Annotated in this window: 18 protein-coding genes; 9 read left to right on the top strand and 9 right to left on the bottom strand. The window is 67.1% G+C overall.

The window, feature by feature from the left end:
- The first annotated feature begins 5 nt into the window (after positions 1–5).
- The gene (radA, locus tag AB4Y35_RS33620) at positions 6–1382 is read left to right on the top strand and encodes a DNA repair protein RadA (protein ID WP_069265603.1); all 1377 of its coding nucleotides are present in this window, start codon (positions 6–8) and stop codon (positions 1380–1382) included.
- A gap of 141 nt (positions 1383–1523) precedes the next feature.
- On the top strand, positions 1524–1787 hold the full coding sequence (locus AB4Y35_RS33615; protein WP_233271643.1) for a DUF2866 domain-containing protein: 264 nt from the start codon (positions 1524–1526) through the stop codon (positions 1785–1787).
- Between the two features lie 68 nt (positions 1788–1855).
- Here the strand turns inward: AB4Y35_RS33615 and AB4Y35_RS33610 are convergent, their stop codons facing one another.
- Both AB4Y35_RS33610 and AB4Y35_RS33605 read right to left on the bottom strand, forming a co-directional pair.
- A complete protein-coding gene (locus tag AB4Y35_RS33610; RefSeq protein ID WP_368707828.1) occupies positions 1856–3103 on the bottom strand; it encodes a CaiB/BaiF CoA transferase family protein in 1248 nt (415 codons plus the stop codon).
- A 67-nt stretch (positions 3104–3170) separates the two neighbouring features.
- On the bottom strand, positions 3171–5120 hold the full coding sequence (locus AB4Y35_RS33605) for an ATP-binding cassette domain-containing protein (RefSeq protein ID WP_368707827.1): 1950 nt from the start codon (positions 5118–5120) through the stop codon (positions 3171–3173).
- A gap of 189 nt (positions 5121–5309) precedes the next feature.
- Here AB4Y35_RS33605 and AB4Y35_RS33600 point away from each other — a divergent pair, with 189 nt between their 5' ends.
- Entirely contained in the window at positions 5310–5792 is a 483-nt protein-coding gene (locus tag AB4Y35_RS33600) for a glutathione peroxidase (protein ID WP_324141169.1), read from the top strand.
- A gap of 24 nt (positions 5793–5816) precedes the next feature.
- Here AB4Y35_RS33600 and cls read toward each other — a convergent pair whose 3' ends face one another.
- The 6 genes from cls to dapC form a co-directional block, all read right to left on the bottom strand.
- Entirely contained in the window at positions 5817–7259 is a 1443-nt protein-coding gene (cls, locus tag AB4Y35_RS33595; protein ID WP_368707826.1) for a cardiolipin synthase, read from the bottom strand.
- A 167-nt stretch (positions 7260–7426) separates the two neighbouring features.
- Positions 7427–8323: a 50S ribosomal protein L3 N(5)-glutamine methyltransferase gene (gene prmB, locus AB4Y35_RS33590; protein ID WP_368686144.1), complete on the bottom strand. Its 897-nt coding sequence runs from the start codon at positions 8321–8323 to the stop codon at positions 7427–7429.
- 33 nt (positions 8324–8356) lie between these two features.
- The gene (dapE, locus tag AB4Y35_RS33585; RefSeq protein ID WP_368707825.1) at positions 8357–9496 is read right to left on the bottom strand and encodes a succinyl-diaminopimelate desuccinylase; all 1140 of its coding nucleotides are present in this window, start codon (positions 9494–9496) and stop codon (positions 8357–8359) included.
- A gap of 123 nt (positions 9497–9619) precedes the next feature.
- Complete coding sequence (locus AB4Y35_RS33580; RefSeq protein WP_028204073.1) at positions 9620–9985, bottom strand: ArsC family reductase; 366 nt, start codon at positions 9983–9985, stop codon at positions 9620–9622.
- The gene (dapD, locus tag AB4Y35_RS33575) at positions 9985–10812 is read right to left on the bottom strand and encodes a 2,3,4,5-tetrahydropyridine-2,6-dicarboxylate N-succinyltransferase (RefSeq protein ID WP_028204072.1); all 828 of its coding nucleotides are present in this window, start codon (positions 10810–10812) and stop codon (positions 9985–9987) included. The genes AB4Y35_RS33580 and dapD overlap by 1 nt, the downstream gene beginning before the upstream one ends.
- Before the next feature lie 82 nt (positions 10813–10894).
- Positions 10895–12118: a succinyldiaminopimelate transaminase gene (gene dapC, locus AB4Y35_RS33570; RefSeq protein ID WP_368686142.1), complete on the bottom strand. Its 1224-nt coding sequence runs from the start codon at positions 12116–12118 to the stop codon at positions 10895–10897.
- A gap of 311 nt (positions 12119–12429) precedes the next feature.
- On the opposite strand from dapC, the gene AB4Y35_RS33565 reads away from it, so the two are divergent.
- The 5 genes from AB4Y35_RS33565 to def all read left to right on the top strand — a co-directional run bounded on the left by AB4Y35_RS33565 (position 12430) and on the right by def (position 21570).
- Positions 12430–13545, top strand: a complete 1116-nt coding sequence (locus tag AB4Y35_RS33565) for a DMT family transporter (protein ID WP_368707824.1) — start codon at positions 12430–12432, stop codon at positions 13543–13545.
- Positions 13546–13714: 169 nt separating this feature from the next.
- Positions 13715–17233, top strand: coding sequence for a chromosome segregation protein SMC (smc, locus tag AB4Y35_RS33560; RefSeq protein ID WP_368707823.1), 3519 nt, complete (start codon positions 13715–13717; stop codon positions 17231–17233).
- 144 nt (positions 17234–17377) lie between these two features.
- Positions 17378–18673 (top strand): cell division protein ZipA C-terminal FtsZ-binding domain-containing protein, encoded by a 1296-nt coding sequence (locus AB4Y35_RS33555; protein WP_368707822.1) that lies wholly within the window; start codon positions 17378–17380, stop codon positions 18671–18673.
- Positions 18674–18970: 297 nt separating this feature from the next.
- Complete coding sequence (gene ligA / locus AB4Y35_RS33550) at positions 18971–21040, top strand: NAD-dependent DNA ligase LigA (protein ID WP_368707821.1); 2070 nt, start codon at positions 18971–18973, stop codon at positions 21038–21040.
- Positions 21037–21570 carry a peptide deformylase gene (def, locus tag AB4Y35_RS33545; RefSeq protein ID WP_324153259.1) on the top strand — a complete coding sequence of 178 codons (534 nt, stop codon included), beginning with the start codon at positions 21037–21039 and terminating at the stop codon, positions 21568–21570. The genes ligA and def overlap by 4 nt, the downstream gene beginning before the upstream one ends.
- An 88-nt stretch (positions 21571–21658) precedes the next feature.
- On the opposite strand, the gene AB4Y35_RS33540 is transcribed toward def, so the two are convergent.
- Entirely contained in the window at positions 21659–22558 is a 900-nt protein-coding gene (locus AB4Y35_RS33540) for a pseudouridine synthase (protein ID WP_368707820.1), read from the bottom strand.
- A 102-nt stretch (positions 22559–22660) separates the two neighbouring features.
- On the opposite strand from AB4Y35_RS33540, the gene AB4Y35_RS33535 reads away from it, so the two are divergent.
- A partial coding sequence (locus AB4Y35_RS33535; RefSeq protein WP_368707819.1) for a hypothetical protein occupies positions 22661–23160 on the top strand: 500 nt, incomplete at its 3' end.

Below are 23160 nucleotides of genomic sequence, written 5' to 3'. Positions count from 1 at the left end.
AGAGCATGGCGAAGGTCAAGACACTGTATACGTGCACCGAATGCGGCGGGCAGGCGCCCAAGTGGCAGGGCCAGTGCCCCGCGTGCGGCGCGTGGAACACGCTCGTGGAAGGCGTTGCCGAAACGGCGAGCAGCCACCGCTTCCAGTCGCTCGCGAAGAGCGCCCCGGTGCGGCGTCTCGCCGATATCGAGGCGTCCGACGTGCCGCGCTTCACGACCGGCGTAGGCGAGTTCGATCGCGTGCTGGGCGGCGGCCTCGTGGCGGGCGGCGTGGTGCTGATCGGCGGCGACCCCGGGATCGGCAAATCGACGCTGCTGCTGCAGTCGCTCGCGCAAATCGCGGCTGAGCGTCGCGCGCTCTATGTAAGCGGTGAAGAATCGGCGGCGCAGATCGCGTTGCGCGCGCAACGACTGGCGCTGCTCGACCCCGGCTCCATGGCGAGCGAGCTGCAGCTGCTTGCCGAGATCCAGCTCGAAAAGATCCAGGCGACGATCGAGGCCGAGAAGCCCGACGTCGCGGTCATCGACTCGATCCAGACGATCTACTCCGAAGCGCTGACTTCCGCGCCCGGCTCGGTCGCGCAGGTGCGCGAGTGCGCGGCGCAGCTCACGCGCATCGCGAAGCAGTCGGGCACGGCGATCATCATGGTCGGCCACGTGACGAAGGAGGGCAACCTCGCGGGGCCGCGGGTGCTCGAGCACATCGTCGACACCGTGCTGTATTTCGAGGGCGACACGCATTCGTCGTTCCGGCTGGTGCGCGCGTTCAAGAACCGCTTCGGCGCGGTCAACGAGCTGGGCGTGTTCGCGATGACCGAGAAAGGCCTGCGCGGCGTGGCCAATCCGTCGGCGCTCTTCCTCTCGCAGCACGAGCAGAGCGTGCCGGGCTCCTGCGTGCTCGTGACCCAGGAAGGCTCGCGGCCGCTGCTCGTCGAAGTGCAGGCTCTCGTCGACACGGCGCACGTGCCGAATCCGCGGCGCCTCGCCGTCGGTCTCGAACAAAACCGGCTTGCCATGCTGCTGGCGGTGCTGCATCGCCATGCCGGCATCGCGTGCTTCGATCAGGATGTGTTCCTCAACGCCGTAGGCGGCGTGAAGATCACGGAGCCGGCCGCCGATCTCGCTGTGCTGCTCGCCATTCATTCTTCGATGCGTAACAAGGCGTTGCCCAAGGGTCTGATCGTTTTTGGCGAAGTCGGCCTCGCGGGTGAGATCCGACCCTCGCCGCGCGGCCAGGATCGTCTGAAGGAAGCGGCGAAGCTCGGTTTTTCATGCGCCCTGATTCCCCGCGCCAATGCGCCGAAACAGCCGATCGAAGGTTTACAGGTGATTGCCGTGGAGCGCCTCGAAGAAGCGATCGACCGGATACGCGAGCTGGATTGAGCCCGTCGCGCACGTGCCGATGGCGTGTACTGGCGCGTAATGATTAGTAACAACCCTGGTTCCGGCTGTAACCATTTCAGACTGCGATTTCCCTATCCTTGGCGCGGTGTTCAACCCGTGTCGAGCGGAAAGGATAGCGACTTGAAACAGACTGATACGTCCTTCGACGGTCGTTCGATCGTCGTGCGCGGCTGCCGGGTGTCCGAGCCGCTCATGCAACCCTGGGGCAGCACGTGCCGCATCGTCGAGTGGATCGACGGCGACGGGCGCATTTCGCGCCGCGTCGTGGCGGAAGACGTGACGGCGGCCGAAGTGCGCAGCACGATTGCGCACCACGTGGAAGGCCGCAAATACGTGATGTACGACGACGAACGGTCGCCGCGGCAAACGCTGCCGCGACGCTAAGCAAAAATGGGCGCTGCGCAGCGCCCATTTTTCATTGTGCCCACGGACGATGCGGGATACGGCGAGGACTAGCCCCAGGGCCCGTAAGTGAAGGGCTTTTTGCCGCCAGGCGCGCCCGATGTTTCGGCGCCCTGGCCAGGTTGCGCAGGCTGGCCGGGTTGGATCGGCCGGGCAGGTTGGACGGCATGCGTGCCCGGCGGCTGACCGCCCGGCTGAAAAGGCGCCGGCTGCATGCCGGGCGCCGCCTGCTGCGCTTGTCTCGCGGCCATTTCGTCCATCATGGCCTGCAGCACTTCGGCATTGAAGAGGGGATGGCGCGACGCCTCGCCTGGCGTGAGGACGGGCGAAACACAGGTGTCGATCGCCTCCAGACGGTCGATCCAGGTCTGCAGCGACTCCGACTCGATGATGGCTGCCAGCTCGCGCGTGAGCGCGGCGGCATCGGCACCGCCGATCGCCTGGCCGAGACTCCAGTGGCGCTCGGCCCAGTCGTCGCGGCCAATGGCCTGGCACAGCGTCTGCCAGAACTTCAGTTCGAGCGCGCCGACGGCGAGCCACCGTCCGTCCTGCGTGCGATAGAGGTTGTAGCAGGGCACGCCGCCGTTGAGCAGCCCGCCGCCCGGTTGCAGCGCCGCGGCGTCGTCGTTGGCCAGCGCGACCTGGGCGACCACGTTGTGCGCGTAACTCGCGTGCGCCATCGAAACATCGACGAATCGACCCTCGCCGCCGCGCGCCACATGCCAGAGCGCCGCGAGAATCTGCGTGACCGCGCTGAGCGCGCCGCCAAGCAGGTCGGCGATCTGGAAGTTGGGCAGCACCGGCACGCCGTCGCGCGTGGCCAACTGGTCGAGTACGCCCGAATACGCGACATAGTTGATGTCGTGGCCCGGATGGCCGGCGAACGGGCCGGTCGTGCCGTAGCCCGTGATTGCGCAGTAGACGAGTTTCGGATTGACCTTGCGCAATGCTTCGTAGCCTACGCCGAGGCGGTCCATCACACCGGGCCGGAAACTTTCGACGAGCACGTCGGCGTCGCGCGCGAGCGCGAGCAACACCGAGCGGCCGCTCTCGGTCTTCAGATCGACGCGCGTTTCGCGCTTGCCGCGATTGACGAGGCGATAGAACGCACCGGGGCGCGCGGCCACTTCGTCCACCGCACTCTGCATCATCACGCGCGCCGCGTCGCCGGCGCCGGGCGGCTCGATTTTCAGGACATCGGCGCCCATTTCCGCGAGCCGCAAGGTGGCCACGGGCCCGGGCAGAAGGCGGGTCAGATCCAGTACGCGAAGGCCCTGCAATGCGGCGGGTGACGACACTCGTGGCTCCCTGGCGAAAATACCTGGCGAAAGCGCCAAATGGCGCGATGGTGACTCAGCGCTGCGCTTAGCCGATCTGCTCGAGTTCCTCGTGCGCATCGAGCCATTCGGCTTCGAGCGTTTCGAGGCGCGCGGCGACTTCGGCCTGGCGGCGAATCGCATCGGTCAGGCGGCTCTTCTGCTGAGGCTCGTAGCTCGCCGGGTCGGCGACGAAGGCGTCGAGCGTGCTCTTTTCGCTGTTGAGCGCATCCATTTCCTTTTCGATCTTGCCGATTTTCGCCTGTAACGGCTTCTTCAGGTGCGCAACCTTCTGGCGCTGCCCGGCTTCCTGGCGGCGCTGCTCCTTGCGATTGACGCCATCGGCGGCAGTTGCGCCGTTTGGCGCATCGGCCGTGCCGGAAGCGGCCTCCTTGAGCGCCGCGCGTTGCTCGGCCGCGTGTTGCAGCAGCCAGTCGCGGTAGTCGTCGAGGTCGCCGTCGAACGGCTGCAGACGGTGCTTCGCCACCAGCATGAACTGATCGGTCGTGGCGCGCAGCAAATGCCGGTCGTGCGACACGAGGATCAGCGTGCCTTCGAACTGCGCGAGCGCCATGGTCAGCGCATGGCGCGTTTCGAGGTCGAGGTGGTTGGTCGGCTCGTCGAGCAGCAGCAGGTTGGGCTTTTGCCAGATGATGAGCGCGAGCGCGAGGCGCGCCTTCTCGCCGCCCGAGAACGGCGCGATGGACGCCGTGGCCATTTCGCCTGGGAAGTTGAAACCGCCGAGGAAGTCGCGCAGCTCCTGCTCGCGCGTGTCGGGCGCGAGACGGGCGAGATGCTGGAGCGGCGAGTCGTCCGGGCGCAGCGTTTCGAGCTGGTGCTGCGCGAAATAGCCGATTTGCAGGCCCTTGCCCGTGCCCAGCTCACCGGAGAGCGCCGCGAGCGTGCCCGCGAGCGTCTTGATGAGCGTGGACTTGCCCTGGCCGTTCGCACCGAGCAGGCCGATGCGCTGGCCGTTCTGGATCGAGAGCGTGACGCGCTCGACGATGGGCGTTTCGCTGCCGTCTTCCGCCCGATAGCCACAGCGCACGTCTTCCATCACGAGCATGGGGTTGGGCGCGGAGTCGGGCGTGCGGAATTCGAACGTGAACGGCGAGCTGGCGTGCGCCGGTGCGATCAGCTCCATCTTTTCCAGCGCCTTCACGCGGCTTTGGGCCTGGCGCGCCTTGGTGGCCTTGGCCTTGAAGCGGTCGATGAAGCTCTGCAGATGGGCGACGGTGCGCTGCTGCTTTTCATACGCGCTTTGCTGGAGCGCCAGTTGTTGCGCGCGCAGGATCTCGAACTGCGAGTAATTGCCGCCGTAACGCTTGATCTGCTGGTTCTCGAGATGCAGCGTGACGTTGCAGATCGAGTCGAGGAATTCGCGGTCGTGCGAGATCACGACGAGCGTGCCGGGATAGCGGTGCAGCCAGTCTTCGAGCCAGACGATCGCGTCCAGATCCAGGTGGTTCGTGGGCTCGTCGAGCAGCAGCAGGTCGGAGCGGCACATGAGCGCCTGCGCGAGGTTCAGGCGCATGCGCCAGCCGCCCGAGAAGCTCGAGACGCTCTGGCGCGTCTGCTCGAGCGTGAAGCCCAGGCCGAGCAGCAGCGCTTCCGCTCGCGCGGGGGCGGTGTAGCCATCGGCGTCGGCGAAGGCGCCGTGCGCTTCGGCTTCGGCCGCGCCGTCGTGCGCCGCCGAGGCCGCGGCGATGCGGGCCTCGATGTCGCGCAGCGCGGCGTCGCCGTCCAGCGCGTAGTCGAGCGCGGTGCGGTCGACCGCCGGAGTTTCCTGCGCGACGTGCGCGATGCGCCAGGACGGCGGCAGCGAGAAGTCGCCGGCGTCCGCGTGCAGTTCGCCGCGCAGCACGGCGAACAGGGTCGATTTGCCCGCGCCGTTCGCGCCGATGAGACCGACCTTTTCGCCCGGGTTCAGCGTGAACGAGGCCTGTTCGAAAAGCGGCTTGGTGCCGCGGGCAAGACTGAATTGGTTGAAGCGGATCACGACGGCGCCGGCGGGAAGAAAACCAAAGAAGGCGGTATTTTAAACCGGGGCGCGCAGACCGGGGCGCGCAGACCGGGGCGCGCAGCCTGGGCGTGCTCCGGCCGACATTGGCCGGACGGCTAGCCGTCTGGTCGAGTGCTAATTGCGCGTTTTCTCACGTAGACTGGCGCTTTTCCACGGGAGAGCCAGATGACATCGATCTATTCGTTTTCGGCGCAACCGCTCGGCGGCGGCGAGCCGGTGAGCCTCGAGCGCTATACGGGCAAGGTGCTCCTGATCGTCAACACCGCGAGCGAATGCGGTTTCACGCCGCAGTACGCGGGTCTGCAAACGCTCTACGACCAGTACGCGGCGCGCGGGCTCGCGGTGCTCGGCTTTCCGTGCAACCAGTTCGGCAAGCAGGAACCCGGCGACGCCGCGCAGATCGGCAGCTTCTGCGAGAAGAACTTCGGGGTCACGTTCCCGATGTTCGAAAAGATCGACGTGAAAGGGGCGAACGCGCATCCGTTGTATCGCTGGCTCACGGGCGAGGCGCCGGGGCTGCTCGGGCTCGGCGCCATCAAGTGGAATTTCACGAAGTTTCTGGTCGATCGCAACGGCGACGTGGTGAAGCGCTATGCGCCGATGACGAAACCCGAGGCCATTGCGGCGGACATCGAAAAGCAGCTCTGAACGCAGCCGGGCGGCACCGGTGCGCTAGAGAATCGGCGCGAAGAGCCGCGCGAGATGCATCGTGATCTTGCGCCACGCGGGCGCGTCGCGGTACTCGCTGCGATCGATCTCGAACGTCTCGCTGAAATCGCGCAGCAGCATCGCTTCGACTTCGGCCGCGAAGCCGCGATGCACGGTCAGCACCATGATCTCGAAGTTCAGGCGAAACGAGCGGTTGTCCAGATTCGCGCTGCCGATGGCGGCAGCCACGTCGTCGATCAGCACGACCTTCTGGTGCAGGAAACCCGGCTTGTAGCGAAAGATGCGGATGCCCGCGCGCACCGCATCGAAGGCGTACAGCATCGACGCCTCGAAGACCACGTAATGGTCGCGCCGGCTCGGGATCATGATGCGCACGTCCACGCCGCGCAGCGCTGCGAGGCGCAGGGCCGAAAACACGGCCTCGTCGGGCACGAGGTAGGGCGTCGTGATCCACAGGCGTTTTTTCGCGGCGTTGATCGCCTCGACGAAGAAAAGCGAGCAGGTCTCCTGGCGGTCCGCCGGCCCCGTGGGCAGGACGAGGCAATACATGTCGTCACCGTCCTGCGGCACGACCGCGGGCGGCTCGCAGCCGGGCAGCTGCTGGGTGGCCCAGTACCAGTCCTCGGTGAAGGCGAACTGCACGTTGGCGACCGCCGGTCCGCGCAGCTCGATATGCGTGTCGCGCCACGGAGAAAGCCGCGCGTTCGCGCCCAGATATTCGATACCCACGTTGTGGCCGCCCACGAACGCGTGCTGGCCGTCTACCACGACGATCTTGCGGTGGTTGCGGAAGTTGAGCTGGAAGCGATTCACGAAGTGGCGCTTCGTGGAGAACGGGTGCACTTCCACGCCGGAGTCCTGCAACTCGTGCACGTAGCTGGCGGGCAGGTCGAACGAGCCGATGCTGTCGTACAGGAAGTACACGCGCACGCCGCGTTTGCTGCAGTCGAGCAGCACGTCCTTGAGCATGTCGCCGAGCGCGTCGGCGCGCACGATGAAGAACTGCACGATCACGTAGTGCCGGGCCTGCTCGATCGCATCGAAGATGGCGGAGAAGGTCGCTTCGCCGTTCACGAGCGTGCGCACGGCGTTGCCCGGCACGAGCGGCATCCCGCCCAGGCGCGCGAACGTGCGGATCACGCGTACGCCCAGCTCGTCGGCGGGCCATTCGCCCGCGGAGACGAGCTTGTCCCAGTCGGGCGCGTGGGCGCGCGAGCGCAAGGTTTCGTTGCGCAGGCGCCGCGCGTCCGCATAGCCCGCGAACTTGCTGCGGCCGAGAAAGAGATACGGGACGAGCGTGAGGTAGGGCATCGTCGCGAGCGAGACGGCCCAGGCAATCGCGCCTTGCGAGGTGCGCGTGTTGAGGATGGCGTGGCACGCTGCGATCAGTCCAAGCAGATGGATGAGCGCGAGCAGCGTACCGAGGTGTGACCAGTCGAATCGCATAGATGCGTGGGACGCTCCTTCAGCCGGACGCAGGACCGGCCCGCGCCGGGAAGCGCACAGCCGGAGGGCTCAATCTTACCGAACCCGCTGCGATGACGGTGATCGTCCCGGTCCTGCACGCGGCGAGACACGGCGCTCGGGCGCCGCGGCTCGGTCGCACAAGACAGTCAGACCGGCAGGTCGCAGGCCTGAATCAGGAAGACCTGGTCGTCGCCGGCGCTCGTCGAGAGCCAGACGAGATCGAGGCCGCCGAACGCCGCTTCCACGTTCTCGCGCTCGTTGCCGATCTCGATCACCAGCACACCGTCGTCGGTGAGCCAGTTGCGTGCTTCCTTGACGATGCGGCGCACGATGTCCATGCCGTCCGCGCCGCCCGCGAGCGCCATTTCCGGCTCGTGGCGGTACTCGGGCGGCAGCGCCTGCATCGAGTCGGCATTCACGTAGGGCGGGTTCGTGATGATCACGTCGTAGCGGCGCTCGGGCAGCGGCGCGTACAGGTCGCCTTCGAAGAGGGCAATGCGCTCGTCGAGAGCGTGTTCGTGCACGTTGCGCCGCGCGACTTCGAGGGCGGGCGCGGACAGATCGACGGCGTCGATGTCGGCGTTCGGAAACGCGTGCGCCGCGAGAATCGCAAGGCTCGCCGAGCCGGTGCACAGCTCCAGCACCGCGGTGACCTGTTCGGGATCTTCCACGTAGGGCTGCAGGCCGTCTGCGAGCAGTTCGCCGATGAACGAGCGCGGCACGATGACGCGCTCATCGACGTAGAAGCGCAGGCCGTGCATCCACGCTTCCTGCGTGATATAGGCCGCGGGGACGCGATCGGTCGCGCGGCGCTCGATCACGCCGAGCACCTTGTCGATTTCCTCGCTCGTGAGGCGCGCGTCGAGAAACGGGTCGAGCAGGTCGAGCGGCAAATGCAGCGTGTGCAGGATCAGGTACGCGGCTTCGTCGTAGGCGTTGTTCGAGCCGTGGCCGAACGCGAGTTGCGCGGCCGAAAAGCGCGAGACACCGTAGCGCAGCAGGTCGCGAACGGTGGCGAAGGTAGCGGCGAGCGGATGGGTCATGTTCTGGACTCCAGAGCGTGTTCGGTGGGCCGGTCAGGCGATCAGTTGTTCGAGCACGCGGCGATAGACGTTCTTGAGCGGATCGATGAATTTCACTTCGATATGCTCATCGATCTTGTGGATGCTGGCGTTCGGCGGACCGAACTCCACCACCTGCTCGCACATGCGGGCGATGAAGCGGCCATCGGACGTGCCGCCCGTGGTCGAAAGTTCGGCGCTCACGCCGGTTTCGTCGTGGATCGCTTTTTCGAGCGCATTCGAGAGCGCGCCGCGCGGCGTGAGGAAGGGCAGGCCGCTTACGCTCCAGTGCAGGTCGTATTCGAGGCCGTGCTTGTCGAGGATCGCGTGTACGCGCTTTTGCAGGCCTTCCACCGTGCTCGCGGTCGAGAAGCGGAAATTGAACATCACGTCGGCGTGGCCCGGAATCACGTTGCTCGCGCCGGTGCCGCTGTGCATATTCGACACCTGCCACGTGGTGGGCGGGAAGTACTCGTTGCCGTCGTCCCACTTTTCGGCGACGAGTTCGGCGAGCGCGGGCGCCAGCAGATGCACCGGGTTCTTCGCGAGATGCGGATAGGCGATATGCCCCTGCACACCCCTCACGACGAGCTTGCCCGACATCGAGCCACGGCGGCCGTTCTTCACGCAGTCGCCGAGCGTATGCGTCGAAGTCGGTTCGCCCACGATGCAGTAATCCATTTTCTCGCCGCGCGCCTGCAGCGCCTCGACGACCTTCACGGTGCCGTCGGTGGCCGGGCCTTCTTCATCGCTCGTGATGAGAAACGCGATGGCGCCGCGATGCTGCGGATGCGCCGCCACGAACTCTTCGCTCGCCACCACGAAGGCCGCGAGCGAGGTCTTCATGTCGGCGGCGCCGCGGCCATAGAGAATGCCGTCGCGATGCGAGGGCTGGAACGGCGGCGAACTCCATTGCTCGATGGGGCCGGTGGGCACGACGTCGGTGTGGCCCGCGAAGGCGAGCAGCGGGCCTTGCGCACCGGCGGTGCCGCGCTTGACGGCCCACAGGTTGGTCACGCCGTTGGATTCGATCGTTTCGCACGCGAAGCCGAGCGCGCCAAGGCGTTCGGTCATGATGCGCTGGCAGTGCTGGTCGTCGGGCGTGACGGACGCGCGCGCGATCAGGGCTTCGGTAAGGGCGAGGGTGGCGGACATAAAAAGACCACTTTCAATAAAAATGCCGGCACTGCTGATGGAGCAGGGGCCGGCAACAACTTGTCATGACCGTGTGCCCGACCTGCCATGCAGCAGTTCAGGCGCACCGGTCTCATGCGGCGCTCAAGCGAACAGCTCCGCATACTGGTCGGCGGAAAACCCGAGCGTCTTCACGCGGCCGTTCACCACGACGACGGGCCGCTTGATGATCGACGGCTTGTGGATCATCAGCGCGATCGCGCCGGCGGTCGTGTCGGCTTCGGCCTTGTGCACGTCCGACAGGCCGCGCCAGGTCGTGCCGCGCTTGTTGATGAGCTGATCGAGCGACACGTCCTTGAGCCAGTCCTGGACGAGCGCATTCGAGACGCCCGCTTTCTTGAAGTCGTGAAACTCGAACTCGACGCCGTGCTCTTCGAGCCACACACGGGCCTTCTTCACGGTGTCGCAGTTCGGAATGCCGTAGACGACGGTCTTGGCGGATTTCGCCATCAGTCGCCTCGCAGCAGCTCGTTCAGGCCGACCTTGGCGCGCGTCTTGGCGTCGACCTTCTTGACGATCACGGCGCAGTACAGGCTGTGCGAGCCGTCCTTCGAGGGCAGGTTGCCCGCGACCACGACCGAGCCCGCCGGGATGCGGCCGTACGAGACTTCGCCGGTTTCGCGGTCGTAAATCTTGGTCGACTGGCCGAGGTACACGCCCATCGAGATGACCGAGTTCTCTTCGACGATCACGCCTTCCACGACTTCCGAGCGCGCGCCGATGAAGCAGTTGTCTTCGATGATGACCGGGTTGGCCTGCAGCGGCTCCAGCACGCCGCCGATGCCGACGCCGCCCGAGAGGTGCACGTTCTTGCCGATCTGCGCGCACGAACCGACCGTGGCCCACGTATCGACCATCGTGCCTTCATCGACATACGCGCCGATGTTGGTGTACGACGGCATCAGCACGACGTTCTTCGCGATGAACGAGCCGCGGCGCGCGATGGCCGGCGGCACGACGCGGAAGCCGCCCGCGGCGAAATCTTCGGCCGTGTAATTGGCGAACTTCGAGGGCACCTTGTCGTAGAACTGGCTGTAGCCGCCGGCGGGCATCGGTGCGTTGTCTTCCAGGCGGAACGACAGCAGCACGGCCTTCTTCACCCATTGGTTGACGACCCAGTCGCCGTCCTTCTTCTCGGCGCAGCGCAGCGCGCCTTTGTCCAGCTCGGCGATGACGTGGGCGACGGCTTCGCGCACGTCGTTCGGAGCCGACTTGGGCGAGAAGTCGGCGCGGTTTTCCCAGGCGGTGTCGATGATCTGCTGAAGTTGTTGCGACATGGTGGTGATTTCGTGAGATTGATGGTTGAAAGCGGTGTTGCGCGCCGCGAGGTGCGGGACCCCGGCGCGCACGAAAAAGGCTTTACGGTTTGAGCGAGCGGCAGAACTCGACGATGCGCTGCGCGCCCTCGATGCACTCCTCGACGTCGGCGACGAGCGCCATGCGCACGAAGTCTTTACCCGGATTCGTGCCGTGCGCCTCGCGCGCGAGGAACGAGCCGGGCAGAACCGTCACATTATAGTCGGCGTAGAGACGCTGGGCGAACGCGGTGTCCGTGAGGCCGGTGCGCGCGACGTTGGCCCAGAGGTAGAACGCGGCGTCGGGCAATTTCACGTCGAGCACGTCGGCGAGCATGGGTGTGACGGTCGAGAACTTCTTCACGTACTTCGCGCGGTTTTCGCGCACGTGCGCCTCGTCGCCCCAGGCCGCGATGCTGGCGGATTGCCAGACCGGCGACAGGGCCGCGCCGTGATAGGTGCGGTACAGCAGGAACTGCTTGAGAATGGCGGCGTCCCCGGCGACGAACCCCGAGCGCATGCCCGGCGCATTCGAGCGCTTCGAAAGGCTCGACAGCATGACGAGGCGCTCGAAGCCGCGGCCCAGCTTGTGTGCCGCTTCGAGACCGCCGAGCGGCGGCGTGGCTTCGTCGAAGTAGATCTCCGAGTAGCACTCGTCCGAGGCGATCACGAAGCCGTAGCGGTCGGAAAGCGCGAACAGCTCTCGCCAGTCGTCGAGCGTGATCACGGCACCCGTGGGATTGCCCGGCGAGCACACGTACAGCAGCTGCGTGCGCGCCCAGACTTCTTCGGGAACCTGCGAATAGTCGCAGGCGAAGTTGCGGGCCGGATCGCTGTTCACGAAGTACGGCTCGCCGCCGCCCAGCAGCGCGGCGCCTTCGTAGATCTGGTAGAAAGGGTTCGGGCAGAGTACGATCGCCCGCTTTGCCGGGTCTTTCACGCCCGCCGTCGGGTCGATCACGGCCTGCGCGAGCGCGAACAGCGCCTCGCGCGAGCCGGACACGGGCAGGATTTCCGTGTTCGCATCGATGGCCGGCAGCCCGTAGCGCGCCTTTACCCAGTTCGCGATCGACTCGCGCAGTGCCGGGGTGCCCGCCGTGGCCGGGTACGACGAGAGGCCGTCGAGCGACGCGACGATGGCGTCGCGGATCAGCGCCGGCGTCGGGTGTTTCGGCTCGCCGATCCCGAAGCTGATGTGGCGCAGGCCGGCGTTCGGCGTGACGTCCTTGAAGAGCACGCGCAGCTTTTCGAAGGGATAGGACTGAAGGGTGTCGAGTAGCGGATTCACTTGGGGCTGGACAGGCGTGAGCGAAAGACGGATGGCGTGGCGCGCAGGATGAGAGTGGCCACTGCGGGCCGGCGAGCCGGTTGCGCCGCGCTGGGCGAAACAACACGGATGCGCGGCGCGGCCTTGCGGCTGCAAGCGGTCGATTATAGCGTGGCGCCGCTGCTGCTGCGGGCGCCGGCCGGATCCCGCCCCGGCGCCGCCGGTGCCTGCCGGGCGACGAAATAAAGGAAAAGCATGAAATTCTCGAACGACGTTTCGAACCGCGGCGCACGTGCCGCGAACCCGCGGCCGGGCCACGGGAAGCGCGAGCCATGAGCCACAGCACGGGCTTGCGCGCCGCGTGGCCGACGCTCGCCATCATGATTGGCGCGTCCGTCTGGGGTTTTGTCTGGTATCCGCTTCGCATGCTGGCGGCCGCCGGGCTCACCGGTACGGCCTCGAGCGCGGCAACGAGCGCGGCCGGCTGTCTCTTCGTGCTGGTGCTGCGCTGGCGCTCGCTCGCGAGCGTGCGCTGGCACTGGGTGCTGCCGATGCTCGGACTTGCCGCGGGCGTGACCAACGTCGGTTTCGTGTGGGGCGCGATCCACGGCGAAGTAATGCGCGTGCTGCTGCTCTTTTATCTGACCCCGGCGTGGACGGCGATCTTCGCGCACTTCATCCTGCATGAGCGCCTGAACTGGGCGGGCGGCGCGCTTGCGGCGCTTTCGCTGCTCGGTGCGGTGCTGATGCTCTGGTCGCCGCGGCTCGGCGTGCCGCTGCCGGCCAACGCGGCCGAATGGGCGGGTCTCATCGGCGGCATGGGTTTCGCGATGAGCAACGTGCTGGTGGTGAAGACGAGCCGCGTGCTGCCGCACATGAAGCCCGAGATGCGCACCGCCGTGATCTTCGCGGGCGCGGCGCTGTTCGGCTTGCTGACCTCCTGTTTCGAGCCGATGTCGGTTGCACCGGCGGGTGAGCATCTCGCGCGTGTCGTGCTGCTCGTGCTCGCGCTCGGCATCGTGCTCGGCAGCAACAACATGCTCGTTCAGTACGGGCTCGCCCGCGTGCCGGCGAACCGCGCCTCCATCATCATGCTGTTCGAGATCGTCGTGACGGCGCTCACGTCGTGGCTCTTCGCCGGCGAGACGCCGGGCCCGCGCGAATGGGCGGGCGGCGCGTGCATCGTGCTGGCTTCCCTGCTGTCGAGCTGGGTGCACCGGGCGCAGGACGCGCGCAAGCGCGGCGCGCACGCGAGCGCCGATGCGAGCGTCATGACCCACGCCGACGCGAGCCGCACCGATGACGCGGACGACGCCGACGGCAATGGCCCCGGCGGCGACGATGGCAACGGCGGCGGCAACGGCAACGGCAACGGCGATGGCAGCGCAGGCGGCGGCACGGGCCCAGGGCCTTCCCGCGCGCGGAATGGCGCGCGTGCGATGGTATGATTGCCGCTGATTCCCGCCGGCCGCACGCGCGCATGCGCGTTCGTACGGCGAGCCGTGGCGGCTGCCCAGTGTGCACTCCGCCGTCGCGCGATTGGTTGCGGATGCGCGGCGGCAAGCGAGGTACGGCACGGGCGGTCCCGTTCACCACTATTCAAACAGCGATATCGCCGTGCGTCTGACCTCGATTAAACTCGCTGGCTTCAAATCCTTCGTCGATCCCACGCATTTCCAGGTTCCGGGCCAACTCGTCGGGGTGGTCGGGCCAAACGGCTGTGGGAAATCCAACATCATCGACGCGGTGCGCTGGGTGCTGGGTGAATCCCGGGCGTCCGAGCTGCGCGGCGAGTCGATGCAGGACGTCATCTTCAACGGTTCCACCGCGCGCAAGCCGGGCAGCCGCGCGAGCGTCGAACTGGTGTTCGACAACGCCGATGGCCGCGCCGCCGGGCAGTGGGGCCAGTATGCCGAAATCGCCGTGAAGCGCGTGCTCACGCGCGACGGCACGTCGAGCTACTACATCAACAACCTGCCGGCGCGCCGGCGCGATATCCAGGACATTTTCCTCGGCACGGGCCTAGGCCCGCGCGCCTACGCGATCATCGGGCAGGGCATGATCGCGCGGATCATCGAGGCGAAGCCCGAAGAGCTGCGCGTGTTCCTCGAAGAAGCCGCGGGCGTGTCGAAATACAAGGAACGCCGCCGCGAGACCGAGAACCGCCTGCACGACACGCGCGAGAACCTCACGCGTGTCGAGGACATCGTGCGCGAGCTGTCCAGCAACCTCGAAAAGCTCGAGGGCCAGGCGGTCGTTGCCACGAAATACCGCGAGCTGCAGTCCGAGGGCGAGGAAAAGCAGCGCCTTCTGTGGCTCCTGCGCAAGAACGAGGCAGCGGGCGAGCAGCAACGCCAGCAGCGCGCGATCGAGCAGGCGCAGATCGACCTGGAGCGCCATACCGCGCAGCTGCGCGAAGTGGAAGCGCAGCTCGAAACGCTGCGCGTGGCCCACTACTCGGCGAGCGACGCCATGCAGGGCGCGCAGGGCGCGCTTTACGAAGCGAACGCCGAGGTGAGCCGCCTCGAGGCCGAGATCAAGTTCATCGTCGAGTCGCGCAACCGCGTGCAGGCGCAGATCGCCGCGCTCACCGCGCAGCGCGAGCAATGGCAGGTCCAGGCGCAGAAGGCGCAGGACGATATCGAAGACGCCGAAGAACAGCTGGCGATCGCCGAGGAAAAGGCGGCGCTGGCCGAGGAAGATGCAGCGGCGAAGCAGGAAGCGCTGCCCGCGCTCGAAAACCGCTGGCGCGACGCGCAGGCGCAACTGAACGACGAGCGCGCGGGCATCGCGCGCACCGAGCAGGCCATCAAGCTCGAAGCCGCGCATCAACGCAACGCCGACCAGATGCTCCAGCAGCTTCAGCAGCGCCACGAGCGTCTGAAGTCGGAGGAAGGCGGCCTCGACGCCCCCGACGAAGCCCAGCTCGAAGAGCTGCGCATGCAGCTGGCCGAGCAGGAGGAAGTCCTTAACGAAGCGCAGGCGCGCCTTACCGATGCGCAGGAAACAGTGCCGCGCCTCGACGCTGAACGCCGCGCCGCGCACGAGCGCGTGCAGGCGGAAAACGCACAGATCCACCAGTTCGAAGCCCGTCTCGCTGCGCTCAAGCAGTTGCAGGAAAACGTGCAGACAGAAGGCAAGATCCAGCCGTGGCTCGAACGTCACGAACTGGGCGCGTTGCCGCGACTGTGGAAAAAGCTGCACGTCGAAGCGGGCTGGGAAACGGCGCTCGAATCGGTGCTGCGCGAGCGGCTCGCCGCGCTCGAGGTGTCGAACCTGGACTGGGTGAAGGCCTTCGCGAGCGATGCGCCGCCCGCGAAGCTCGCGTTCTATTCGCCGCCGGCCGCGGGTCAGGCTCCCGCTGCGGCCGCGGGTCTCACGCCGCTGCTCTCGCTCGTGCGTATCGACGATGCGGGCCTGCGCGCGGTCCTCACCGAATGGCTCGGCTCGACTTACGTCGCGGGCGACCTCGCCGAGGCGCTCGCCCAGCGTGCGCAACTGCCCGGCAGTGGTGCGTTCGTCGTGAAGGCCGGTCATATGGTGACGCGCGTGGGTGTGCAGCTGTACGCCGCCGACACCGAGCAGGCCGGCATGCTCGCGCGTCAGCAGGAAATCGAGAATCTCGAGCGCCAGGTGCGCGCCCAGGCGCTGCTCGCCGACGACGCCCGCACGGCTGTCGTGCGCGCGGAAGCGGCGCACACGCAGGCTGCCCAGGTGCTCGCCGATGTGCGCCAGCAGGCCGAGCGCGCGACCCAGCGCGTGCACGCGCTGCAGATGGACGTGCTCAAGCTGACCCAGGCGCATGAGCGCTACACGGCGCGCAGCACGCAGATCCGCGAAGAGCTCGACGAGATCCGCACGCAGATCGAAGAGCAGCGCGCGTTGCGCGCGGAGTCGGAAGCGAACTTCGAGCGCCACGACGTGGAACTCGCCGAGTTGCAGGCCCGCTTCGAGGACAACCAGCTCGCCTTCGAGGCGCTCGACGAGGAACTCGGCGCGGCTCGCAACGAGGCGCGCGACCTCGAACGCGCGGCGGCCGACGCGCGCTTTGCCGCGCGCAACATGGCGAACCGCATCGAGGAGTTGAAGCGCAACATTCAGGTCGCGCACGATCAGAGCGAACGCGTGGCCGCATCGCTCGAAGACGCGCGCGCCGAGCTGGAAACGATCAACGAGCAGACCGCGCACACGGGCCTGCAGGACGCGCTGGAAATTCGCGCGCAGAAGGAAGACACGCTGCGCGCCGCGCGCGCCGAACTCGACGACCTGAGCGCGAAGCTGCGCGCCGCCGACGAAACGCGCCTCGCCGCGGAGCGCGCGCTGCAGCCGCTGCGCGACCGCATCACCGAGCTTCAGTTGAAGGAGCAGGCCGCGCGCCTGAACGGCGAGCAGTTCGTCGAGCAGCTGCAGGCCGCGGGCGTCGACGAGGCCGCGCTGCAGGAAAAGCTCACGGCCGATATGAAGCCGTCGTATCTGCAAGGCGAGGTCACGCGCATCAACAACGCGATCACGGCGCTTGGGCCCGTGAACATGGCCGCGCTCGACGAACTGGCCGCGGCGAAGGAGCGCAAGACCTTCCTCGACGCGCAGTCGGCCGACCTCACGAGCGCAATCGAAACGCTCGAAGACGCGATTCGCAAGATCGACCAGGAAACGCGCACGCTGCTGCAGGGCACGTTCGACGAGGTGAATCGTCATTTCGGCGAGCTGTTCCCGCGCCTGTTCGGCGGCGGTCAGGCGAAGCTCATCATGACCGGCGACGAGATTCTCGACGCCGGCGTGCAGGTGATGGCGCAACCGCCCGGCAAGAAGAATTCGACGATTCACCTGCTTTCCGGCGGCGAGAAAGCGCTCACGGCCACGGCGCTCGTGTTCGCGATGTTCCAGCTCAACCCGGCGCCGTTCTGTTTGCTCGACGAAGTGGACGCGCCGCTCGACGACGCGAACACCGAGCGTTTCGCGAACCTTGTTCGCGCGATGTCGGACAAAACACAGTTCCTGTTCATTTCGCACAACAAGATCGCCATGGAGATGGCGCAGCAGCTCATTGGCGTGACGATGCAGGAACAGGGCGTTTCGCGCATCGTCGCGGTCGACATGGAAACTGCGGCGGGTTTCGCCCAAAATACGGTCTAATCGATTTATACGGTCTAACGGACGGCGCGCAATGCGCGGCCGGCGGCGCCATCGGTGAGGCAGCCGCCGCGCGCAATGCGCTCGCCAGAGCAACGGCGCACAGAGTGCGCGCGCCGTCGAATAAGAATTGCTGATGGAGCATGCATGGATGAGTTGACTCTCGGGTTGATCGGCGCGGGCGCCGTGGTCGTCGGGGGCGTGGTGGTGTACAACGCGTGGCAGGGCGCGAGGGTGCGCCGGCGCATGCCGCGCCCGATGCCCGAAGAGGCGGTCGAAGCGCCGCAGCGCGACGAGTTCCAGGAGCCGAGCCCGTTCATCGAACCGGCGCATGCGCCGTCGCGCCGTGAGCCGTCGCTCGCGGGCGGCACGGAAGCCGAGCGCGTGGAGCCGGGTTTCGGGACCGCGGCGCCGCTCGACACGCCGGCCGACATCCAGGCGGAAACGACGACGCCCAACGGCTTTCCGGAGGCCGAATCCGGTGCGGAGGAGGCTGCCGACAAGGCTGCTGACAAGGCGCCGGCTGCAAGTGCGGCTGCCCCGCAATCCGCGAAGGACGACGCCGACGAAGCCGGGCGCATCGAGCCGGTCATGCCGGCCGCCACGACGATCTCTTCGGCGCCGCCCGCCGTGGTCGACCGTCGCATCGACTGCATCGTGCCGATCCGGCTCGGTGCGCCGGTGGCGGGCGAGCGGGTGATTCCGTTTGCGCAGCGGCTGCGCCGCGCGGGCAGCAAGCCGGTTCACATCGAAGGCAAGCCCGAAGGGGGCGACGGCTGGGAGTTGCTCCAGAGCGGCGTGCGCTACGAAGAACTGCGCGCGGCTGCGCAACTCGCGAATCGCAACGGCCCGCTCAACGAACTCGAATTCTCGGAATTCGTGACCGGCGTGCAGCAGTTCGCCGACGCGCTCGACGCCGCGCCCGAGTTCCCGGACATGATGGAAACGGTCGCCATGGCGCGCGAACTGGACGGCTTCGCGGCGCAATGCGACGCACAGCTTTCCGTCAACGTGATGTCGGATGGCGCGCCGTGGTCGGCAAACTACGTGCAGGCGGTGGCGGCGCAGGACGGCCTGCTGCTTTCGCGCGACGGCACGCGCTTCGTGAAGCTCGACGCGAAGCAGAGCCCGGTTTTCATGCTGCAGTTCGGCGATACCAACTTCCTGCGCGACGACCTCACGTACAAGGGCGGCGAGCTGATCACGCTGATCCTCGACGTGCCCGTGGCCGACGAAGACATCCTGCCGTTCCGCCTGATGTGCGACTACGCGAAATCGCTCGCCGAGCGCATTGGCGGGCGCGTGGTCGACGACCAGCGCCGGCCGCTGCCGGAATCGGTGCTGCAGTCGATCGACAAGCAGCTCATGACGCTCTACGCGAAGCTGGAGCAGGCCGGTATTCCGGCCGGCTCGCCGGCCACGCGGCGTCTGTTCAGCCAGTAACGCCGCAGGCCTGCAGGCGGCCAACACACAAGGCGCGACGCCCTAAGGGCGCCGCGCTTTTTTTGCGCGCAGGCGGTACAGCGTAGCGGGTATCGGCACGCGTGTTGCAGTGCATTTGGGTTCGTCTTGCAGGACCTGGGCGTCAATGCGACGGAGGCGGCGTTCGCCGTTCGGCCAGGACGCTGGCGAGGCCCGTTCGGCGGCGCACGAAGATGGCCGCTCGGCCGATGCGACAGGTGCCGCTTCCTGAGATAATCTGACGTCCGAAATCATTTTCAACAGCGAGTTGCCCAAGGCATGGTCCGTACTCCCGCCCGTCCTCCCGAAGAAGCCACCGCTGCGCAGCGCGCGGTGTGGTTGCGCGCCGAACTCGAGCGTGCGAATCACGCCTACTACGTGCTCGACCAGCCGGAGCTGCCCGACGCGGAATACGACAAGCTGTTCGGCGAACTTCAGAGAATCGAGGCCGAGCACCCCGACCTCATCACACCCGATTCGCCCACTCAGCGCGTGGGTGGCGAAGTCGCCGGGGGCTTCGAGCCCGTGGTCCACGACGTGCCGATGCTGTCGCTCAACAACGGCTTTGCCGACGAGGACATCGTCGCGTTCGACAAGCGCGTGGCCGACGCGCTCGGCAAGATCGAGGGCGCCGGCGTCGTCGAGGTCGAATACGCCGCCGAACTCAAGTTCGACGGCCTCGCCATCTCGCTGCGCTACGTCGACGGCGTGTTCGTCCAGGCGTCCACGCGCGGTGACGGCGCGACCGGCGAGAACGTCACGGAGAACGTGCGCACGATCCGCTCGCTGCCGTTGCGCCTGAAGGGCAAGCGTGTGCCGAAGGTGCTCGACGTGCGCGGCGAGGTGCTGATGTTCCGCCGCGACTTCGAACGCATGAACCAGCGTCAGCGCGACGCCGGCCACAAGGAATTCGCGAACCCGCGCAACGCGGCGGCGGGCAGCCTGCGCCAGCTCGATCCGAAAATCACGGCGCAGCGGCCGCTGTCGTTTTTCGCCTACGGCATTGGCGTGCTCGAGGGCGAGCCGATGCCGGCCACCCATAGCGAGCTGCTCGACTGGTACGCGGAATTGGGCCTGCCGGTCAATGCCGAGCGCGCGGTCGTGAAGGGCGCGCAAGGCCTGCTGGAATTCTTCCGCGCCGTGGGCGAGAAGCGCGACGGCCTGCCGTACGACATCGACGGCGTGGTCTACAAGGTGAACCGCCGCGACGAGCAGGACGCGCTCGGCTTCGTTTCGCGTGCGCCACGCTTTGCGCTCGCGCACAAGTTCCCGGCCCAGGAGGCGCTCACGAAGCTGCTGGCCATCGACGTTCAGGTCGGCCGCACGGGCGCGATTACGCCGGTGGCGCGGCTCGAGCCGGTGTTCGTCGGCGGCGCGACCGTGACCAACGCCACGCTGCACAACGAAGACGAGGTGCGGCGCAAGGACATCCGCATCGGCGACACGGTGATCGTGCGACGCGCCGGCGACGTGATTCCCGAGGTGGTCAGCGCGCTCATGGACCGCCGTCCGGCCGACGCCCACGAATTCGTGATGCCGACCGAATGCCCGGTCTGCGGATCGCGCATCGAGCGGCTGCCCGACGAGGCAATCGCACGCTGCACGGGCGGCCTGTTCTGTCCGGCCCAGCGCAAGCAGGCGCTCTGGCACTTCGCCCAGCGCCGCGCGCTCGATATCGACGGCCTGGGCGAGAAGATCATCGACCAGCTGGTCGACCAGAGCCTCGTGCGCACGCCCGCCGATCTGTTCAATCTCGGCTTCGGCACGCTCGCGCAGCTCGAGCGCATGGCGGACAAGTCGGCGCAGAACCTGCTCGACTCGCTCGAGAAGGCCAAGGCCACGACGCTCGCGCGCTTCATCTACGCGCTCGGCATCCGGCACGTGGGCGAATCGACGGCCAAGGATCTTGCGAAGCACTTTGGCTCGCTCGATCCGATCATGAGCGCGTCGGTCGAAGAATTGCTCGAAGTGAACGATGTGGGCCCGATCGTCGCGCTCGCGATCCACGAGTTTTTTGCGGAAGAGCATAACCGCACAGTGATCGAGCAACTGCGTGCGCCGGGCAAAGTAACATGGGCGGAAGGCCCGCCCGCGCCGAAGGCGCCGGTGGGCGTGCTGGCCGGCAAGACGGTGGTACTCACCGGCACGCTGCCCACGCTCTCGCGCGACGAGGCGAAGGAGATGCTGGAAGCAGCCGGTGCGAAGGTGGCCGGCTCGGTGTCGAAGAAGACTGACTATGTGGTGGCGGGCGCCGACGCGGGCAGCAAGCTTGCGAAAGCCGAGGAACTCGGCGTGCCGGTGCTCGACGAAGAAGGAATGCGCAAGCTCCTGGAGGGGCAAACGACATGATTCGCGAAATTCTCAGAATGGGCGATCCGCGCCTGCTTGCCATAGCGAGGCCAGTCGATCACTTCGACACGCCCGAGTTGCACGAACTCATCGCCGATATGTTCGACACCATGCACGCGGCCAACGGCGCCGGACTCGCCGCCCCGCAGATCGGCGTCGACCTGCAGGTGGTGATCTTCGGTTTCGAGCAGAACGAGCGCTATCCCGAGGCGCCGGCCGTGCCGCAAACGGTGCTCATCAACCCGGTCATCCATCCGCTGTCGCACGACATGGAAGAGGGCTGGGAGGGCTGTCTGTCGGTGCCGGGCATGCGCGGCGCCGTGAGCCGCTATTCGATGATCCGCTATGACGGCTTCGATCAGTACGGCACGCCCATCGAGCGGGTGGCCGAGGGCTTTCACGCTCGGGTCGTCCAGCACGAATGCGATCACCTGATCGGCAAGCTGTACCCCATGCGCATTACCGACTTCTCGAAGTTCGGCTTCACCGATGTCCTGTTTCCGGAACTCGACCCGAACCGCGACGACTGAAGATCGAAGCATCAAGAAAAAACGGGAGCCAGATGGCTCCCGTTTTCATTTGGCGCGGCGTCAGGCGCCGATGCGACCCGATGTGACGTTAGAACGCTTCGTCGGCGGCCAGATAGCGCCATTGGCCCTGCGGCAGCGCGCCGAGCAGCACGCGGCCCATGCGCACGCGCTTGAGGCCAACGACCTTGAGGCCGACCAGTTCGCACATGCGGCGGATCTGGCGCTTCTTGCCTTCGCGCAGCACGAAACGCAACTGCTCGCCGTTTTGCCAGCTCACCTGCGCGGGCTTGAGCGGCACGTCGTCGAGCGACAGGCCGTGGCGCAGCTGTGCGAGCGACTCGGGCGGGAAGTGCTGGTCGACTTCGGTCTCGATGTCGTTGTAGGTGACGCGCACGAGGTATTCCTTGTCGATGTCCGAGCTCTCGCCGATCAACTGCTTGGCCACGCGACCGTCCTGGGTCAGCACGAGCAGGCCGGTCGAGTCGATGTCGAGCCGGCCGGCGGGTGCGAGCGTGCGCAGATGCTTCGCCGAGAAGCGGATACCCGAGTGGTCGCCGTCCCAATGATTCTCGCCGGTGACGAGCGTAGCGGCGGGCTCATAGCCGTCCTCGGCCTGGCCCGACACGTAGCCCACGGGCTTGTGCAGCAGGATCGTCACCTGGCGAGCCTGCGCCGCGAGCGCGGCCGGATCGACTTCGATGCGCTGATTCGGCGTGACCTTGGCGCCGAGCGTGTCGACGACTTCGCCGTCCACATAGACCCAGCCTTTCTCGATCCATTCATCGGCTTCGCGGCGCGAGCACAGGCCCAGTTCGGACATGCGCTTGGACAGGCGCAGGGTGTTGTCGCCGTCGACTTCTTCCCGCGGCGCGCGGCGCGGTGCGGAGTCGGCGTCCTCGGTGCGGCGTGGGGCTTTCCCGGCTGATTTGACCGGGCTGGCGGTCTTGCGGCCGCCGCCTTCGCGGTCATCGCGCGAGGTGGCTTTCACCGGGCGCGCGAAACGGCGCTCCGTGCCCTCGTCGTGTGCGCGTGCGGGGCGCCGCTCGTCGCTGTCCGTGCGGCGGGCGAAGCGTCCCTCGCTGCCTTCGCTGTGGCTGCGCGGCGGACGGCGATCATCGCCTTCGGTGCGCCGTTCGAAGCGACGTTCGCCACCTTCCTCGCGGCTGCGCGGAGGACGGCGGTCATCACCCTCGGGGCGGCGCGCGAAGGAGCGTGCACCACCTTCCTCGCGGCTGCGCGGAGGACGGCGGTCATCACCCTCGGGGCGGCGCGCGAAGGAGCGTGCACCACCTTCCTCGCGGCTGCGGGGCGGGCGGCGGTCGTCGCCTTCGGGGCGGCGCGTGAAGGGGCGTGCACCGCCTTCGTCGCGGCCACGTGCGGGGCGTCGGTCATCGCCTTCGGTGCGTCGTTCGAAGCGGCGTTCGCCACCTTCGTCACGGCTGCGAGGCGGGCGGCGGTCATCGCCCTCGGGGCGGCGCGCGAAAGAGTGTGCGCCGCCTTCTTCGCGGCTGCGCGGCGGACGGCGATCATCACCCTCGGCCCGACGCGCGAAGGGGCGTGCGCCACCTTCCTGTCTCTTATACACAGCTG

The sequence above is a fragment of the Paraburkholderia sp. EG286A genome, assembly GCF_040965375.1.
Classification (GTDB): Bacteria; Pseudomonadota; Gammaproteobacteria; order Burkholderiales; family Burkholderiaceae; genus Paraburkholderia.
This window is presented reverse-complemented; position numbering and strand designations above follow the sequence as displayed.

Coding starts and splice junctions, on each gene's coding strand:
- AB4Y35_RS33580 (WP_028204073.1), bottom strand. CDS start 9,985: ATGGCGAAATCCGCCAAGACCGTCGTCTACGGCATTCCGAACTGCGAC.
- def (WP_324153259.1), top strand. CDS start 21,037: ATGATTCGCGAAATTCTCAGAATGGGCGATCCGCGCCTGCTTGCCATA.
- prmB (WP_368686144.1), bottom strand. CDS start 8,323: ATGACCCATCCGCTCGCCGCTACCTTCGCCACCGTTCGCGACCTGCTG.
- AB4Y35_RS33555 (WP_368707822.1), top strand. CDS start 17,378: ATGGATGAGTTGACTCTCGGGTTGATCGGCGCGGGCGCCGTGGTCGTC.
- dapE (WP_368707825.1), bottom strand. CDS start 9,496: ATGTCCGCCACCCTCGCCCTTACCGAAGCCCTGATCGCGCGCGCGTCC.
- radA (WP_069265603.1), top strand. CDS start 6: ATGGCGAAGGTCAAGACACTGTATACGTGCACCGAATGCGGCGGGCAG.
- ligA (WP_368707821.1), top strand. CDS start 18,971: ATGGTCCGTACTCCCGCCCGTCCTCCCGAAGAAGCCACCGCTGCGCAG.
- AB4Y35_RS33600 (WP_324141169.1), top strand. CDS start 5,310: ATGACATCGATCTATTCGTTTTCGGCGCAACCGCTCGGCGGCGGCGAG.
- cls (WP_368707826.1), bottom strand. CDS start 7,259: ATGCGATTCGACTGGTCACACCTCGGTACGCTGCTCGCGCTCATCCAT.
- dapD (WP_028204072.1), bottom strand. CDS start 10,812: ATGTCGCAACAACTTCAGCAGATCATCGACACCGCCTGGGAAAACCGC.
- AB4Y35_RS33565 (WP_368707824.1), top strand. CDS start 12,430: ATGAGCCACAGCACGGGCTTGCGCGCCGCGTGGCCGACGCTCGCCATC.